Origin of the sequence: Pseudocoprococcus catus (assembly GCF_019734885.1) — a bacterium.
GTDB lineage: Bacteria > Bacillota > Clostridia > Lachnospirales > Lachnospiraceae > Coprococcus_A > Coprococcus_A catus.
Genome location: NZ_JAAXCM010000005.1, coordinates 102715 through 118779, shown reverse-complemented (window position 1 = coordinate 118779; position 16065 = coordinate 102715). Strand labels below are relative to the sequence as shown.

At 39.8% G+C, this 16065-nt stretch carries 12 protein-coding genes; 11 read left to right on the top strand and 1 reads right to left on the bottom strand.

Going from position 1 to position 16065, the window contains the following annotated elements; genetic code table 11:
• Positions 1-39 precede the first annotated feature (39 nt).
• Positions 40-903 (bottom strand): hypothetical protein, encoded by an 864-nt coding sequence (locus HED67_RS00610; protein ID WP_221717200.1) that lies wholly within the window; start codon positions 901-903, stop codon positions 40-42.
• A gap of 194 nt (positions 904-1097) precedes the next feature.
• On the opposite strand from HED67_RS00610, the gene HED67_RS00605 reads away from it, so the two are divergent.
• The 11 genes from HED67_RS00605 to HED67_RS00555 all read left to right on the top strand — a co-directional run bounded on the left by HED67_RS00605 (position 1098) and on the right by HED67_RS00555 (position 16062).
• Positions 1098-3947: a L,D-transpeptidase family protein gene (locus HED67_RS00605; RefSeq protein WP_221717199.1), complete on the top strand. Its 2850-nt coding sequence runs from the start codon at positions 1098-1100 to the stop codon at positions 3945-3947.
• A 135-nt stretch (positions 3948-4082) separates the two neighbouring features.
• The gene (locus HED67_RS00600; protein ID WP_221717198.1) at positions 4083-7787 is read left to right on the top strand and encodes a YfhO family protein; all 3705 of its coding nucleotides are present in this window, start codon (positions 4083-4085) and stop codon (positions 7785-7787) included.
• A 2-nt stretch (positions 7788-7789) separates the two neighbouring features.
• The gene (gene rfbB, locus HED67_RS00595; protein WP_221717197.1) at positions 7790-8881 is read left to right on the top strand and encodes a dTDP-glucose 4,6-dehydratase; all 1092 of its coding nucleotides are present in this window, start codon (positions 7790-7792) and stop codon (positions 8879-8881) included.
• Between the two features lie 2 nt (positions 8882-8883).
• Positions 8884-9753: a glucose-1-phosphate thymidylyltransferase RfbA gene (gene rfbA, locus HED67_RS00590; protein WP_221717196.1), complete on the top strand. Its 870-nt coding sequence runs from the start codon at positions 8884-8886 to the stop codon at positions 9751-9753.
• Positions 9754-9764: 11 nt separating this feature from the next.
• Complete coding sequence (locus HED67_RS00585) at positions 9765-10121, top strand: DMT family transporter (protein ID WP_221717195.1); 357 nt, start codon at positions 9765-9767, stop codon at positions 10119-10121.
• Positions 10114-10446 carry an EamA family transporter gene (locus HED67_RS00580; protein WP_221717194.1) on the top strand — a complete coding sequence of 111 codons (333 nt, stop codon included), beginning with the start codon at positions 10114-10116 and terminating at the stop codon, positions 10444-10446. Before HED67_RS00585 ends, HED67_RS00580 begins: the two co-directional genes overlap by 8 nt.
• Before the next feature lie 15 nt (positions 10447-10461).
• The gene (locus HED67_RS00575) at positions 10462-11754 is read left to right on the top strand and encodes a phenylacetate--CoA ligase family protein (RefSeq protein ID WP_221717193.1); all 1293 of its coding nucleotides are present in this window, start codon (positions 10462-10464) and stop codon (positions 11752-11754) included.
• 24 nt (positions 11755-11778) lie between these two features.
• Positions 11779-12915, top strand: a complete 1137-nt coding sequence (rffA, locus tag HED67_RS00570) for a dTDP-4-amino-4,6-dideoxygalactose transaminase (protein WP_221717192.1) — start codon at positions 11779-11781, stop codon at positions 12913-12915.
• A gap of 12 nt (positions 12916-12927) precedes the next feature.
• A complete protein-coding gene (locus tag HED67_RS00565) occupies positions 12928-13878 on the top strand; it encodes a glycosyltransferase family 2 protein (protein WP_221717191.1) in 951 nt (316 codons plus the stop codon).
• On the top strand, positions 13875-15062 hold the full coding sequence (locus HED67_RS00560; protein WP_221717190.1) for an ATP-grasp domain-containing protein: 1188 nt from the start codon (positions 13875-13877) through the stop codon (positions 15060-15062). The genes HED67_RS00565 and HED67_RS00560 overlap by 4 nt, the downstream gene beginning before the upstream one ends.
• A 34-nt stretch (positions 15063-15096) precedes the next feature.
• On the top strand, positions 15097-16062 hold the full coding sequence (locus tag HED67_RS00555; RefSeq protein ID WP_221717189.1) for a glycosyltransferase family 2 protein: 966 nt from the start codon (positions 15097-15099) through the stop codon (positions 16060-16062).
• The last annotated feature ends 3 nt before the right edge of the window (positions 16063-16065 follow it).

The following is a 16065-nucleotide window of genomic DNA, read 5'->3' as shown; positions in this document are numbered from 1 at the left end:
CCAGGTTCTAACATTTGTTTAGAACCTGGCCATTTTGATTTAGTTATTGGTTTTTAATGTAATGTTGTCGGTGTTGTCTATAATCTGCCAGGAATCTGTATCTGTAAGCGCAAGCGTAAGACTGACAGAAGAAATAGAACCGGATTCTTCAAGATTTTCACTGGCAGATATTGCGCAAATAGCATTTTTATGTTTTGGAATACTGTAATTGTAGCTGCATTCAAAATCGCTCCCGTTGATTGTGATAGTGCCGTCTTTGAGATTAAGTGAAATATTTTTATCGGATTCATTGATAACAAGGAATATAGGTGAATGATTATATTCATTATCACTGTAAAATCCTTTGCTGATGATTTTAATATCATTTTTGTCGTATACGATTGTACCGTTCAGGTTGACATTCTGTCCGGCGGAAACGGACAGGTTGGTTTGGATTTCCAGCCATCCGGTATCAAAAAGATAGTTGTAATCATTCAGATCATATATACCTAAAATAAATGAGATATCAGAAAGCTGTTTGATCTCACATGCATTTAATAAGGTATTGGAAAACGGAATACCGGTTGTCACGGATGAATGGGCGCCTATTTCCAGGGAAAAATCAGAGCTGATGATAAAATTGTTCAGCGATGCATTCTCACATATAACAGACAGATCGGAATCAGAGTCATTATTAATAGTAAGGATAATGTAGGTATCATCCGTATCGGAATCAATGCAGTCTGTCGTAACAGAAAAATTGTTGTCGTCATACAGACACTGTCCGGATGTTATCTGGACAGATTCAGGCTGGGTATTGTCATCAAGATGAAAATCAGATACCTGGGTTTCAATCACCTGGTTATGAGAGGCACAACCGGTAAGCAGAATACAACAAATTAATAGTAAAGTCCATTTTTTCATATAAAAACCCCTTTAAATATTTTGGTATAATGTGTGTTGCGTAATTTTTTCAAGTATAGAAATTCATGAAGGAAGATGTCTTTATTAATACATATATTAGGCACAAATGTCAAGAGTGATGCTTGAAAAAAGAGAAAGTTGTCGATATAATAAAATAAATATATAAATTTGCAGCTCTAGGTGAGGGAAATTATATGAAAAAGAAAATTATGGCAGGAATGCTGGTTTTAATGTTGGTAATGGGGAATGTGGACTCTTTTTCCTTTGCAGATGTGAGTGAAGCTGCAGTTGAATCAGAATCGTATGAGGTGATATCTGAATCAGAAAGCAATGGAGAGAGTACGGAACAGGTGGAAAGTCTGCAGCAGCGGGAGACAGAGAATGAGACAGAAGAGACACAGGATGATGAGCTGGAGAATATTTCAGATGCATTTGAATTGCAGGCACCTGTGGTAAGTGCGATTCCGGAGAATCTTGGTTTTTCTTTAAAATGGACAAAAATAGAAAACGCAGTGTCTTATGAGGTTGAGCGCAGCGAAGATGGCGTGGAATGGCAGCTTTTGGCGGATACGGACCAGATTCGGTATACAGATACAGGACTTCAGTCGGGTAAAGAATATTTTTACAGAGTGCGTTCAATGAATGAAGAAACACAAAGTGATTATTCGGAGATTTATTCAGAAATCGCATTAGAAGGACCGGACAAAGTACAGAAGATTACGGCAGAATCCGGAGAGTGTGAGATAACTTTAAAGTGGAAAGCGGTATCAAAGGCTCAGGAGTATGTTCTGTATATGTATGATGAGGAGTCAGATGATTATCTGGTTGTTGGGAAGACCAAAGAGTTAAGTATGAAGGTCAAGGATCTTGCACCGGATCAGAAGCATCTGTTTGTTGTCAGGGCGAGATGCAAGAACAATGAGAAAATGGTCTATAGTACAGCATCGGATGAGATTGAAGCAGAGTGTTATCTTTTTAAGCCTGAAGAAGCCAAAAAAGTGAAGGTTACAGTCGGCGAATGCGAAGCTTCCTTAGAGTGGCAGGCAGGAAAGAATGCCCAGGGATATACGATTCTGATGACGGATGAGAATGGCGAAACAAAATGGCTTGGCAGTACAAAAGGGACAAGCTACAAAGTAACGGATTTGAAACCGGGGGTATATCGTTACCAGATACGTTCTTACCGGAAGATATACAATCAGAACAAGTACAGCAGTATGACAGAGCCTGTTGAAGCCAATGTTTATCTTCTTCAGCCAGAAGCAGCAAAGAATGTAAATGTAACAAAGGGCGAGTGCGAAGCTTCCTTAAAGTGGCAGGCAGGAAAGAATGCTCAGGGCTATACGATTCTGATGACGGATGAGAATGGCGAAACAAAATGGCTTGGCAGTACAAAAGGGACAAGCTACAAAGTAACGGATTTGAAACCGGGGGTATATCGTTATCAGATACGTTCTTACCGAAAAATATACAATCAGAACAAATACAGCAATATGACAGAGCCTGTTGAAGCAAAAGCTTATCTTCTTCAGCCGGAGGAGGCAAAGGAGGTAAAGGCTGTATCAGGAGAGCATTCAGCCGTACTTAATTGGAAAGAGGGCAAAAATGCGCAAGGGTATTCCATATTCTTATATGACAACAGCACACATACTTATGAGTGGGCAGGAAGTACAAAACAAACAAGTTTTACAGTTGGAAATCTGAATGCAAATCAGAGCTACAGTTTTTGTGTACGTTCTTACCGAAAAGTCTATAATCAGTCTGCATACAGTAAGATGACAAATGCAGTAAGTGCGGTCCCGACGGAGATCATACCTGCTGTTCCGGCAGATGTAAAGGCCATTGCCGGAGATAATTGTATTACCGTACAGTGGAGTGCAGCGAAGAATGCAACGTTTTATCGTGTTTTTGCATATAATCCGACGGATGGAAAACTGAGCTATGTTGCAGGAACAGGCGGTAATAGGCTCAAATACACTGTGAACAATCTAAAAAATGGCCAGAAGTACCAGTACGTTGTTAAATCATTCAGAAAGTCTTATGATTTTACTACGGAAAGTAAGGTATCGAAAGTTGTTGAGGCGACGCCTGTTATGACACCGCCGACACCGCCGACTTCTTTGAGTGTGCAATACAAATCCGGCAATAATAATCTGTCATGGCCGAAAGTGGATAAAGCAACAGGATATTACGTATATTTATATAACTACAGCACAAATGAATATGAGCAATTGGCAAAGGTAACAACCAATTCATATGTGCATAAAGGAAATGGCAAAAAAGGAAAATATAAATATATGGTCAAAACTTATCGCGAGGACAATGGAAAGACTGTGGTAAGTAAAAAGGGCGTGGAGAAATTAGTTTTTGGTGCAGATGATATCACGGATGTAAAGAAAACAGTTCATCCAATGTATTATAGTGCAACCATTAATCAGCCTACACGTATTTATAGTTCTTTTAGTGCGAAAGAAAAATGCGGAACGGTTAATGCCGGAGAGAGAGTCACAGTTATTTACAGACGCTCAAAACGCTGTACAATTAAAAGAAAAGATGGCAGTGTTGTATATATTAAGACAAGTGGTCTGAATTTTACTGCTGAACATTATACCAGCAAAGATTATACCACCGAACAAAAAGAAATATTTGTAAATAGTCAGGGCTATTCCAGTAAAACAAAATATTTAATCTGGTTAAATACATACACACAGAGGGTTAATATTTTCAAGGGATCAAAAGGAGAATGGAAACTGATCAGGAATAATACCTGTGCAACAGGTGCTATTTTAACACCAACGCCGCCGGGTATCAGAAGTTTGTACAAAAAACAGAGAATCCACAGATATACGAATTCTCATTATGATTATTTGTCAAAATTCCAGCTGGAGAATGCGTTCCATACCCGGGTAAGATATAACAGCGGTGCCTTTGTTGATTCAAGGCTTGGCAGACCGTTGTCACATGGATGTGTACGTATGAAGGACAATGATGCTATTTATATTTATAAGAATATGCCATTGGATACAACGGTTGTTATTTACTAATTAATTGTATATTGGAACAGATAGCTTCGCAGGGCTGAGTATTTTGGCCTTGCGAAGCTTTTTTAAGGCATTGAAAAGAAAATGCAAAAATGGTAGTATAAAGGGGATAAATGTAGAAATCGGGAGAGAAGAGAAATGGATATAAAATCACGCACAGAACGAAATATGCAGGAAATGTTGCTGTTTGGCAGTGTAGTATTGATGTGCCTGCAATTGTTTGGTGCACATTCGAAGATTTTAAAATTTACAGTACATCTGGGATATTATACGATGATAGGCGCATTATGTGCTTTTATTGGTTATCAGGCCTGCCGTTGGTTTGTACAGGGAAATTTAAAGAAAAAAGCGATACAGTACAGTCTTTGCTATTATGGCCTTTTTGTGGCAGCAGGTGTGTGCAGAATGTGGCTCAATGATGAGAAACCGATTGTGAACAGCTTAGTTCAGGTGCTTGTTTTGAGAAAAATTCCAAAGTATACAGAACTTTTTTTTGCAATGGCACTTTTGGCTGTATTGTCTATATGGATTGTTCCTTTTGTATATAGAAAGCTACAATACAAAAAATTATGGATATTGATTGCCGCTGCAAGTATTATGATTACTTTTTTGCCGGATGACTTATTGGGTTATCCAGTGTTGGGAATGCTTTTTGGGACGGAAGTATTTCGCGGTCTGACGCTGGTTGCCTATTCAGGCTGTTATTTAATGGGCTGTGCCTTGTTTAAGCGCCATGAAACGGAGCGGCGATTGAAATTATCAGAGACAGTTGTGGGCACTTTTGTTTCATTTGTGATTATCTATCTGAATCGCAGAGTATTAAAACATGGTATGGATTTTCCGCTTCTTTATTGGGAAGTATTGATTTCATTTGGTCTGACAGCTGTTTGTTTGTACATCTGTGAACGTGGAAAGCTTAAAACGCTGAGAGCATCAGTGGTGTTTGCATCGACGGGACTGATGGTTGTTATGGCATATATTTTGAATATTGATGTCGGAATTGAAAAAATCGGAACAAAAACAATGCCATTTTTTTGCATTTTGTTAGGATTGGCTGCAGTGAGTATTTGTATGGCCGTGAATTGGATTGTGCGGGAACTGGCCAGTCTCTGGAAAAATAAAGAACTGGGCACTCGGCGATATTATCTGGTATATTGGTTTACATATACAGTGGCTTTTGCGGTTTTGATGACAATTGTCTTTCTTCCTTTTCGTGAGACGCAGACGGTCTTTTTGTGGTGCCGTGATGCAATTTCTCAATATTTTCCAAAGGCCATTTTCTTTTCGGGAAATGTACGCGAAGCAGTGCATAATATTCTGACAGGAAGTTATACTTTGAAAATGTATGATTTTTCTCTGGGAATGGGCGATGCGGTCATATGGAGTCTTGATCCGGTTTACTGGCTGTATGCTTTTTTTGCACCGGAGAATATGGAAGCGGGATATCAGTTCGTAACAGTACTCAGATTCTATATGATTGGTCTGAGTGTATCGGTCTTGCTTTTCTATTTAAGAAAAGGACGCAAAATTACACTTTTCTGTAGCTTTATTTATGTTTTTTCCGGATATGCACTCTATGCTGTTGCACGTCATCCGCAGTTTGCAATTCCTATGGTTATGCTTCCTCTGCTGATTATTGCGGTTGAAGAAATACTGAGGCATAAAAAGTGGCATCTTGGGTGTGCATTGATTGTATTGTCTCTTTTGAGCAATTATTATTTTCTTTTTATGAATACCATAGCGTTGGTTGTATATTTTTTGGTCAGATTTTTCTGTATGGAAAAAACAGAACGTACAGTCAGAAACTTCTTTACATATTTGAGAATTTTTACAGGGGCGTATATTCTCGGTGCGGGGATGGGGTCTATGACTATTTTTACATCTTTTATGGCTTATGCGGGTTCTGAACGTGCTGGTGCGGGGGTTATGCGGACAGCGTCGCCATTATTTTATGAAACATCATGGCCTATGGATGTTTACATGTTTTTTCTGACAACAGGAAGAAGTGCCGGAAACTGGTTAAAGATGGGATTTGTTCCATTGGCCTATGCAGCTTTGGTATTACTTTTCATCAAAAAAGGCAGAAAGGAATTAAAAGCACTGCTTAGCATTTGTCTGCTTTTTATTCTTTTCCCAGTGGCCGGATATGTGATGGGAGGCATGGGAAATGTTACGAATCGATGGAGTTATATGCTGGCATTGGTGGTGACCGTTGGTGTGGCTGAGATGCTGCCGGTTATTCATGAAATTTCCAGACGTGAGATTAAATTACTGCTGTTGTCAGTGCTTCCGTATGCAGTCATTGCTATGGGATACCGGCACTACAGCAATGAGTATACATTAAAGGCGTTGATTCTGCTTTTGATTACCTGCATGATTTTAGTTCTTTCAGCAGATGTCATTGGAATTTTGAACAGAAAGCAGATGGCAGCGGTTTTATCGGTGCTGCTTGTTGTCTGTTTGTGGGTGAATGGTGATACCATGTACAGTCTTGAGGAGGCGGGTGCTGTAGCAGAATATACGCCAAAAGGCGGAGCTATGGAGGCTGCCACAGGAACTGCTGTAAGAGCGCTGCAGGACTATGATGATGACAGTTTTTACAGAGTGGGAGAAGCGTATACAAGTGAATATCAGATTTGCGCTTCAACGATTTTGAATCTCAACAGTATTGCCTATTACAATAGTACAATTAATGGAAAAATTATTGATTATAATGTTTCCATGGGTAATCTGATGAGTGGTCTTGTAGAGCAGAGAGGTTTTAACAACAGGACTTTTATGAATGCGCTGGCCTGTGTAAAATATTATGGCGCAGATAAAGGGACAGGAGCAATCGGTCAGGAAAGCAGTTATGAGTATTTTAATAATGGTCAGTCTGAAAAGGGAGTTCCATATGGCTACATTTATGTCGGTGACAGAGAAGTGGATGGACAGGATTATGAGATTTATGAGAATCAGTATGCATTGCCTTTGGGGTATACATACAGCCAGACGATCAGCCGTTCAGAGTTTGAACAGTACAATGCAGCCGAGAAGCAGGAAATCATGCTGACGCATGCTGTTGTGGAGGATGAGCAGGAAACCGCAGAAATACAGAAGATAATCAAAAATCTGACTGTTCAGAAAATGAAGATTACGGACATAGATCTGGGTGACTGTAAGATTGAAGATGGAAAATTATATGTTCAGGAGGGGGCGACCATGACGCTGTATTTTGACGGTCTGGCTAATTCAGAGACATATCTTTATCTGAATGGGCATGTCAGTGACCAGCCGGGAGACAAAGATCAGCTGTGGTTTAAACTTCTGAGTGAGGCGGATTCTTATACGGGATTTCTGAGATCGTCCAGAAATACTTATGGTTTGGATCGGGATGAATATCTGATGAATACCGGATATAGTAAAGATGGTATTCACGCTATATCGTTGAGGTGGAGTACGGAAGGCAGTATCGATTTAAATGAGTTGGCAGTTTATTGCCAGCCGATGACACAATATGGACAGTATATTGATAATTTAAAGGAAGATGTACTGGAGAATATCAGGATATCAGATAATAAAGTGACAGGAACGATTTCCCTGGAACAGTCCAAATTGCTTGTGTTGAGTATTCCTTATCAAAATGGATGGTCTGCTTATGTGGATGGAGAAAAAACGGATTTGAAGAACGTTAACATCATGTATACAGGCTTGGAACTGTCTCCGGGAGAACATACAATTGAACTGAGATTCGAGCTTCCGGGAGTTAGATATGGAATGGCAGTAACGGCGGTCAGTATTGTGATTTTTGCAGTATTTTTAATTGCAGATAGAATAAGAAGAAAGAAAAAGAAAGAGGCATAGAAATGTTAACTTATCTTGTAACAGGAGGAGCCGGGTTTATCGGTTCAAATTTTATACTGTATATGTTAGAAAAATATGGGGATGATATTCAGATTGTTAATCTGGATGCTCTGACTTATGCCGGTAATCCGGAAAATTTGCAGCAGATAGAGAACAGGCCGAATTATGTGTTTGTAAAGGGGGATATCTGTGACCGTGTTTTGGTAGAACAGCTTTTTGAAAAGTGGGAATTTGACAGAGTTGTTCATTTCGCGGCAGAAAGTCATGTGGATCGTTCGATTAAAAAACCGGAAGTATTTGTAAAAACAAATGTACTGGGAACACAGGTTTTGCTGCAATGTACTATGAATGCATGGCAGCAGGGAGAAGGATTTAGGCAAAATAAAAAATATCTGCAGGTATCAACAGATGAGGTATATGGTTCATTAAATATTGGTGAGGATACTTATTTCAGGGAAACATCCCCTCTGAATCCACATAGTCCGTATTCGGCCAGTAAGGCTTCTGCCGATATGCTGGTCAAAGCGTATATAGATACATATGGTTTCCCGGCAAATATTACACGATGTTCCAATAATTATGGCCCATATCAGTTTCCTGAAAAACTGATACCATTAATGATTCATAATGCATTGACAGGCAAAAAGCTGCCGGTTTATGGTGATGGAAAAAATATTCGTGACTGGCTTTATGTGGTTGATCATGCGAAGGCAATTGATATGGTACTGGAACATTCAGAGAATGGACAGATTTATAATGTGGGTGGGCATAATGAGAAAAAGAATATCGATATTGTCAAGATTATTATTTGTACACTGAAAGAATTACTGCTGGAGAATGATATCCGACAAGTACATTTGAATGAAGATTTGATTACATATGTTGAGGATCGAAAGGGGCATGATCGTCGATATGCCATTGCACCGGATAAGATTAAGGCAGAACTTGGATGGTATCCTGAAACAGATTTTGAAACGGGCATCAGGCTGACAATTCAGTGGTATCTGGAACATGAAGAATGGATGCGTCATGTCACAAGCGGTGCCTATCAGCAGTATTATGTAGCCATGTATCATATGGAGAAAGGAAAATAGTTATGAAAGGAATTGTGCTTGCAGGAGGAACTGGCAGCCGACTTTATCCGATGACAAAGGCTATGTCAAAACAGATGATGCCTGTTTATGATAAACCAATGATCTATTATCCGTTATCGACATTGATGCTGGCAGGCATTCAGGAAATATTGGTCATCTCCACACCAAGGGATCTTCCTTTATTCAAAGCTCTTTTGGGTGATGGACATCAGATTGGTTTGAAATTGTCTTATATTGTGCAGGAGGAGCCAAAGGGGCTTGCAGAAGCTTTTATTCTCGGAGAAGATTTTATCGAGGAAGATGCAGTTGCATTAGTACTGGGAGATAATATTTTTTATGGACAATATTTTTCAGATACATTGAAAAAAGTGATGCAGTATAAAGAAGGCGCAACGATTTTTGGATATTACGTCAAGGATCCGAGAGCGTATGGTGTTGTAGAATTTGATGAAAACCGTATGGTGACCTCTATTGAGGAAAAGCCAAAGCAGCCAAAGTCTAATTATGCTGTTCCGGGACTTTATTTTTATGATAATCAGGTAGTAGAAATTGCAAAAGGTATTCAGCCGTCCGCAAGAGGAGAACTGGAGATTACCAGTATTAATGAAGAATATAGGCACCGTGGCCAGTTGAGAGTGCAGCTTTTGGGACGTGGATTTGCATGGCTGGATACGGGAACACCAGATGCACTGATGGATGCGGCTAATTTCGTTGCAGCTTTTCAGAACAGGCAGGGGTTGTATATTTCATGTATTGAAGAAATTGCCTATAAGCGCGGTTTTATAACGGCAGAACAGCTTTGGACACTGGGAGATGAACTGAAAATGACACCTTACGGACAATACCTGATGGATGTTGCCAAAAATGGATAGAAAGAGAACGTATGTTGAATAGATTATTCGAGAAAAAAAGAAATGTATATATATTTGCGTTGATTGCAATTGTTATTGAAAGCTTTTCTTCAGCTATTTTAAAAATAGCAGGACAGTATCCGTTGCTTTCGGCAAATTATCTTCTGTGGTTTGCATTGGCTGTGGCTGTTATGGGAATTTATGCGGTAGCATGGCAGCTGGTTTTGGAACATTTACCGCTTTCAACTGCATATATGCGGAAAGGCATTACTTATGTTCTGATTTTTGTTTGGGCAGTATTACTGTTCCATGAAGCAATTACGCTCCAGCAGGTTGTGGGCATTGCCGTGATTATTGTAGGAATGGCGGTGAGTATGCGTGGTGAGTAGTTATATTGCAGCTATTGCGGCAGTTATTATTGCAGCGGTATCACAAGTTTTGCTGAAGAAGGAGGCCAATAATAAACATGAAACTTTCATTGGAAAGTTCATGAATGCAAAAGTTATTTTAGCTTATATTCTTTTGTTTGGCTCGCTGTTTTTAAATACGGTTGCTCTTCGTAATATGGAATTGACAGTTTTGCCCTGTATTACAGCCAGTAGTTTTATATGGATTCTTTTGTTTTCTTACATTTATTTGGGAGAACGTCCTGGCAAAAATAAAATTATTGGATCCCTGATTATTGCAGCGGGTATTATTATTTCGAGAATATAAAGAGAGGTAAAAGGATTGTTTGAGGAAATACAGAAAAAAATGACGAATGTGAATCTGTTTCTTGCGTTGATGCAGATGGACAAAAAGATTGGTGCAGACTTAAAGAAAGAAAAACAAAAACAAAATGCACACATTAATCAGTTAATGAAAAAAGCATATGAAATTCCTTTTTATAGAAAAAGGTTTGATCAGGCGGGTGTAAACCCTAAAGATATCAAAACAAGTGAAGATCTTGTTAAGCTGCCGCCATTGACAAAAGACGAATTGCGTGTGTGGATGGAAGAAGAGGCAGCAAAGCCAGAGCATAAAGGGTGGTATGCGGATACAACATCAGGGTCATCGGGTATTCCGCTGACAGTAGTGATGTCGCCAAAGGAAAAAGCCTGGATGATGGCCAATTGGTTCAGAGTATTGATGAAAGCGGGATATAATCCGGTTTTTGGAAAAATGATGACACGTATTAATGCGCATGAGGATAAGCATAAAGATTATGATACATTTTTACAGCGCCTCGGATTTATGCGCAGAAAATATGTCAATCAGTTTGGATCGGAAGAAGAAGTGATTAAAGCAATCAATGACTATCATCCGGATATGCTGTACTTAAATCATTCCGAATTTATGAGAATTGCTTTATACAGCAGGGATCATGGAATTAAAGTATGGCATCCGAAGTTCTATGCTCCGGTAGGGGAAAAAACGGACGATGCGGCACGTGCTTTGTTTATGGAGGTATTCGGAGAAAACCTTGTTGATTCATATGGCAGTGCGGAGACAGGGGCTTGTTTGCTTCGGGTACCCGGAAGCGATGAATATGTTGTACATAATGATTATTATGCCGTTAATATTTATGATGAACAAAATCAACTGGCAAAAGAAGGTAAGATTGTTATTACACCGCTTTTTAAGACAGATATGCCGATTATTAATTACGTGATCGGTGATAGCGCAGAGTCCCGTGTCGAAGATGGTATTCGTTTTATTACCAATATTAAGGGACGTATAAATGATGTGTTCAAATACAGAGACGGTACTGTGACGACCTTTTTTGAGGTAACGCCCTTAATTACGCATAACAGAGATATTATTCAGATACGGTTTATTCAGGAAAGTTATGATCTTGTTCATGTACAGGCTGTACAGGATCGTGAAAAGAGTATAAAATCAAAAGAAGAAATAGAAAAGGAATTGACAGAAAAATTCCTGGAGGTTATGAAGCATCCTGTTAAGTTTGAATTTGAGTGGATGAATGCGATTCCACCGGATCCAAATGGTAAATTACGAATGATTGTATGCAATATTAAATAACTAAGCAGCAGATAGAGGGAGAACATGATTAATTTTAATGTACCGCCTTATACAGGCAATGAAGAGCGTTATATGATGGAAGCTGTTCGTGCACATAAAATATGCGGGGATGGACAGTTTACAAAAAAATGTAATCAGTGGATTGAAGAAAAGACAGGAACAGCCAAAGCACTTCTTACGACTTCTTGTACACATGCAACAGAGATGGCAGCACTTTTGGCAGATATACAGCCGGGAAATGAAGTTATTATGCCGTCTTATACATTTGTTTCTACAGCAGATGCATTTGTTCTTCGGGGAGCCACAGTGGTATTTGTTGATATCAGGCCAGATACAATGAATATAGATGAACAGTTGATTGAAGCGGCAGTTACAGAAAAAACAAGAGCAATTGTTCCTGTGCATTATGCAGGTGTACCTTGTGAAATGAACAAAATTATGGAAATTGCAGAAAAATATCATCTTTGTGTCATTGAGGATGCGGCACAAGGAGTGATGTCTTCGTATTATGGGATGGCGCTTGGAACGATTGGAGATTATGGCTGTTTTAGTTTCCATGAAACAAAGAATTACAGTATGGGCGAGGGCGGATGTCTTTTGATCAAAGACCCTGTTCAAGCAGAACGTGCTGAAATTATTCGTGAAAAAGGAACAAATAGAAGTAAATTTTTCAGAGGTCAGATTGATAAATATACATGGGTAGATAAAGGTTCTTCTTATCTTCCAAGTGATTTGAATGCAGCTTATCTTTGGGCACAGCTGGAGTATGCAGAAGATATTTATGATGACAGGATGCATAACTGGAATCTGTATAAAGAACAGCTTCAGCCGCTGGCAGATAAAGGAATCATTGATTTGCCTTTTATACCGGAGGGATGTGTCCATAATGCGCATATGTTTTATATAAAAGCCAAAGATTTGGCAGAGCGTTCGGCACTCATCAGCTGGCTGAAAGAACATGGTATATCGGCGGTTTTCCATTATATTCCGCTGCATTCTTCACCGGCAGGCCAGAAATTTGGAAGATTTTGTGGTGAAGATGTGTATACAACCCGCGAGAGTGAACGTTTACTTCGCTTGCCGATGTATTATGGATTGAAAGAAAGCGACGTTGTACAGGTGTGTGATTGTGTCAAAGCATTTTATGAAACATCACGATAGGGGGCGAGGACAGTGATATCAGTTGTTATTCCATGCTATCGCTCCAGTAAGACTATTGAAAAAGTGGTTAATCTGACAGCAGCAGAACTAGATAGACTTGGACGGTATGATTATGAATTTGTTCTTGTGGATGACTGTTCTCCTGACAATGGTGCGACGGCAGCCGTACTTCAAAAGCTGAGTGAGGAACATCCATATGTAAAATCTATTCTTCTGGCGCGGAATGCCGGACAGCATAATGCTTTAATGGCGGCGTTGAATTATGCATCGGGAGATACGTTGATCGGTATGGATGATGACATGCAGACGCATCCGTCACAGCTGCAATATCTTTTGGCGGAATTTGATAAGGGCTATGATATTGTTTATGGCTATTATCCGGAGAAAAAACACAGCGGTTTTAGAAATTTTGGCAGTTATATCAATTATCTTTCCGTACGTATTTTGATAGGTAAACCTAAAGAATTGAAAACATCCAGTTATTGGGTAGTAAGAAGATTTGTTAGAGATTATGTGATACAATATAAGAGTCCATATGCTTATATGCAGGGCCTGTTCCTGCGTACAACGAGAAATATCAGCTGTATACCGATTCGGCATTATGAGCGTGAAGTGGGAAAATCAAACTACACTTTTTCAAAATTAGTAAAGTTATGGTCCAATATTATGGGTTTCTCTGTTGTACCTTTGAGAATGGCAACATATGTCGGATATATTTTTTCAGTAATTGGTATTATTGGAGCACTCGTAATTATTATACGAAAGCTTTTAATGCCGGCAATGGCGATGGGATGGCCGTCCATGATGGTGGCAATCTGCTTTTTCTCCGGAATCAATCTTCTTTTTATGGGATTAATTGGAGAATATATTGGCCGGATGTTTTTAGGTATGAATAAAGCACCGCAGTATGTTGTGCGAAAAATTTGTGGTGCGGACACAGTAGAGAATGGAGAAGAGCAATGAAAAAGTTAATGATTTTGGGGGCAGGTATCTATCAGGTACAATTAATCAGAACAGCAAAAGAGATGGGACTTTATACGATTGTTGTAAGTATTCCGGGACATTATCCAGGGTTTGAGCTAGCTGATAAAGTTTATTATGAGAACACAGTAGATTATGAAAAAATTCTTGAAATTGCCCGAGAAGAAAAGATTGATGGTATTCTGACAGCGGGCACAGATGTTGCAGTTATTACGATTGGCCGTGTATGTGATGAATTACATTTAACAGGTCTTAGCTTTGAAGCGGCGCATGCAGCGTCCAATAAACTTCTGATGAAAGAAAAATATGAAGCAGCAGGGGTGCGGACTGCAAGATTCAGAAAGATATCGGTGAAGGAGCAGCAATTGTCGGAAAAACTTTCTGAACTAAGATTTCCGTTAATCTTTAAAGCCGTTGATACTTCGGGAAGCCGCGGAATTATGCGTGTTGACAGTTGTGAGGAGTTTGAAACGGCACGAGCGAATGTCATCAAATATACCAAACTGGATTACTATATTGTTGAGGAGTTCATTGAGGGTGAAGAGTTTGGGGCTCAGGCATTTATACGCGATGGCAAAATCCAGTTTATTCTGCCGCATGGAGATTATGTTTTCCATGGTGACACAGGCGTTCCGGTAGGTCATTTTGCACCTTATGATTTGAAGGAAGACGTTATTGAAGATACGAAGAAACAGCTGACAAGTGCGGCATTGGCCATGGGGCTTGATAATTGTGCCATCAATGCGGATTTCATATTATCAGATGATAAAGTGTATGTTCTTGAATTAGGCGGCCGGTCAGGGGCAACATGTCTTGCAGAACTGGTGTCTATTTATTATGGCTATAACTATTATGAGAAAATGATTCTCACAGCACTGGGACAGGAAGTTTCGTTTGAAAGCAATCAGTCTGTTCCGAATGCAAGTAAGCTGCTGATGAGTGACAGAACGGGAACAATTCTTTCAATTAAGAATAATAATGGACCAGACGACAGAATTTGTGAGATTCAGTTTGATTACAGTGTTGGTGAAGATGTCAATGCTTTTCGTGTGGGTCCTGACCGGATTGGGCATATTATAACAAAAGGAAGCACTCTTTTGGAGGCTGTTGAAGTTTTAGATTCAGCGATGGATAAAATTACGATTGAAGTTGGGCAGAAAGGCTGATTAAGATGATAAGAGCGTCAGTGGGTGGAGACAAATGAATAATGGATTGCTGTCAGTCATTATACCTGCGTATAATGAACAGGAAATGATTCCGCGAACAGCCGAAACCATTGCAAAGGTCCTGGAGCAGTCGGATGTTTCCTATGAATTATTGTTTGTGAATGATGGATCAAAGGACAAAAGCTGGCAATATATACAGGATGAGGCCAGGAAGAACGAGAATGTCAGAGGTGTGAATTTCTCGAGAAATTTTGGAAAAGAATCCGCTATGTTTGCCGGCCTTTCGGAGGCAGTAGGAGATTGCGTTGTGGTCATCGACTGTGACCTTCAGCATCCGCCGGAGAAGATTGTAGAAATGTATCATCTGTGGCAGGAAGGCTATGAAGTCATTGAAGGTGTGAAGCGCAGCCGTGGTAAGGAGAGTGCGGTGCATACCTTTGCGGCATCCTGCTTTTATCATATGATTGGGAAAGCAGCCGGGTTTGATATGAGCCGCGCTTCAGATTTTAAATTGCTTGACCGGAAAGCGGTCAATGTACTTTTGAATATAAAAGAGAAGAATGCTTTCTTCAGGGCACTGTCATCCTGGGTTGGATTTAAGACAACATCGGTGGAATTTGATGTTCAGGAGAGAGTGGCTGGTGAATCCAAGTGGTCTGTCTGGTCACTTGTGAAGTACGCGATTTCCAATATCACATCTTTTTCAACGGCACCTATGCAGATTGTGACTTTTCTTGGAGGAGTCATGCTGATATTATCCGTGGTGCTTGGCGCAATTGCCATCGGACAGAAGATTTCCGGGGCAGCCCTTGGCGGTTTCACGACGGTGATTATTATTCAGTTGTTTACAGGCAGTATTATCATGATTAGTCTTGGTATAATTGGATATTATATAGCGAAGATTTATGATGAAGTGAAAGGACGGCCGAGATATATTATTGCTTCTACCTGTGGGGAGAAGCAATCCCAGATGGATAAAGGAGCAACAGGAGGAAAATAAAAC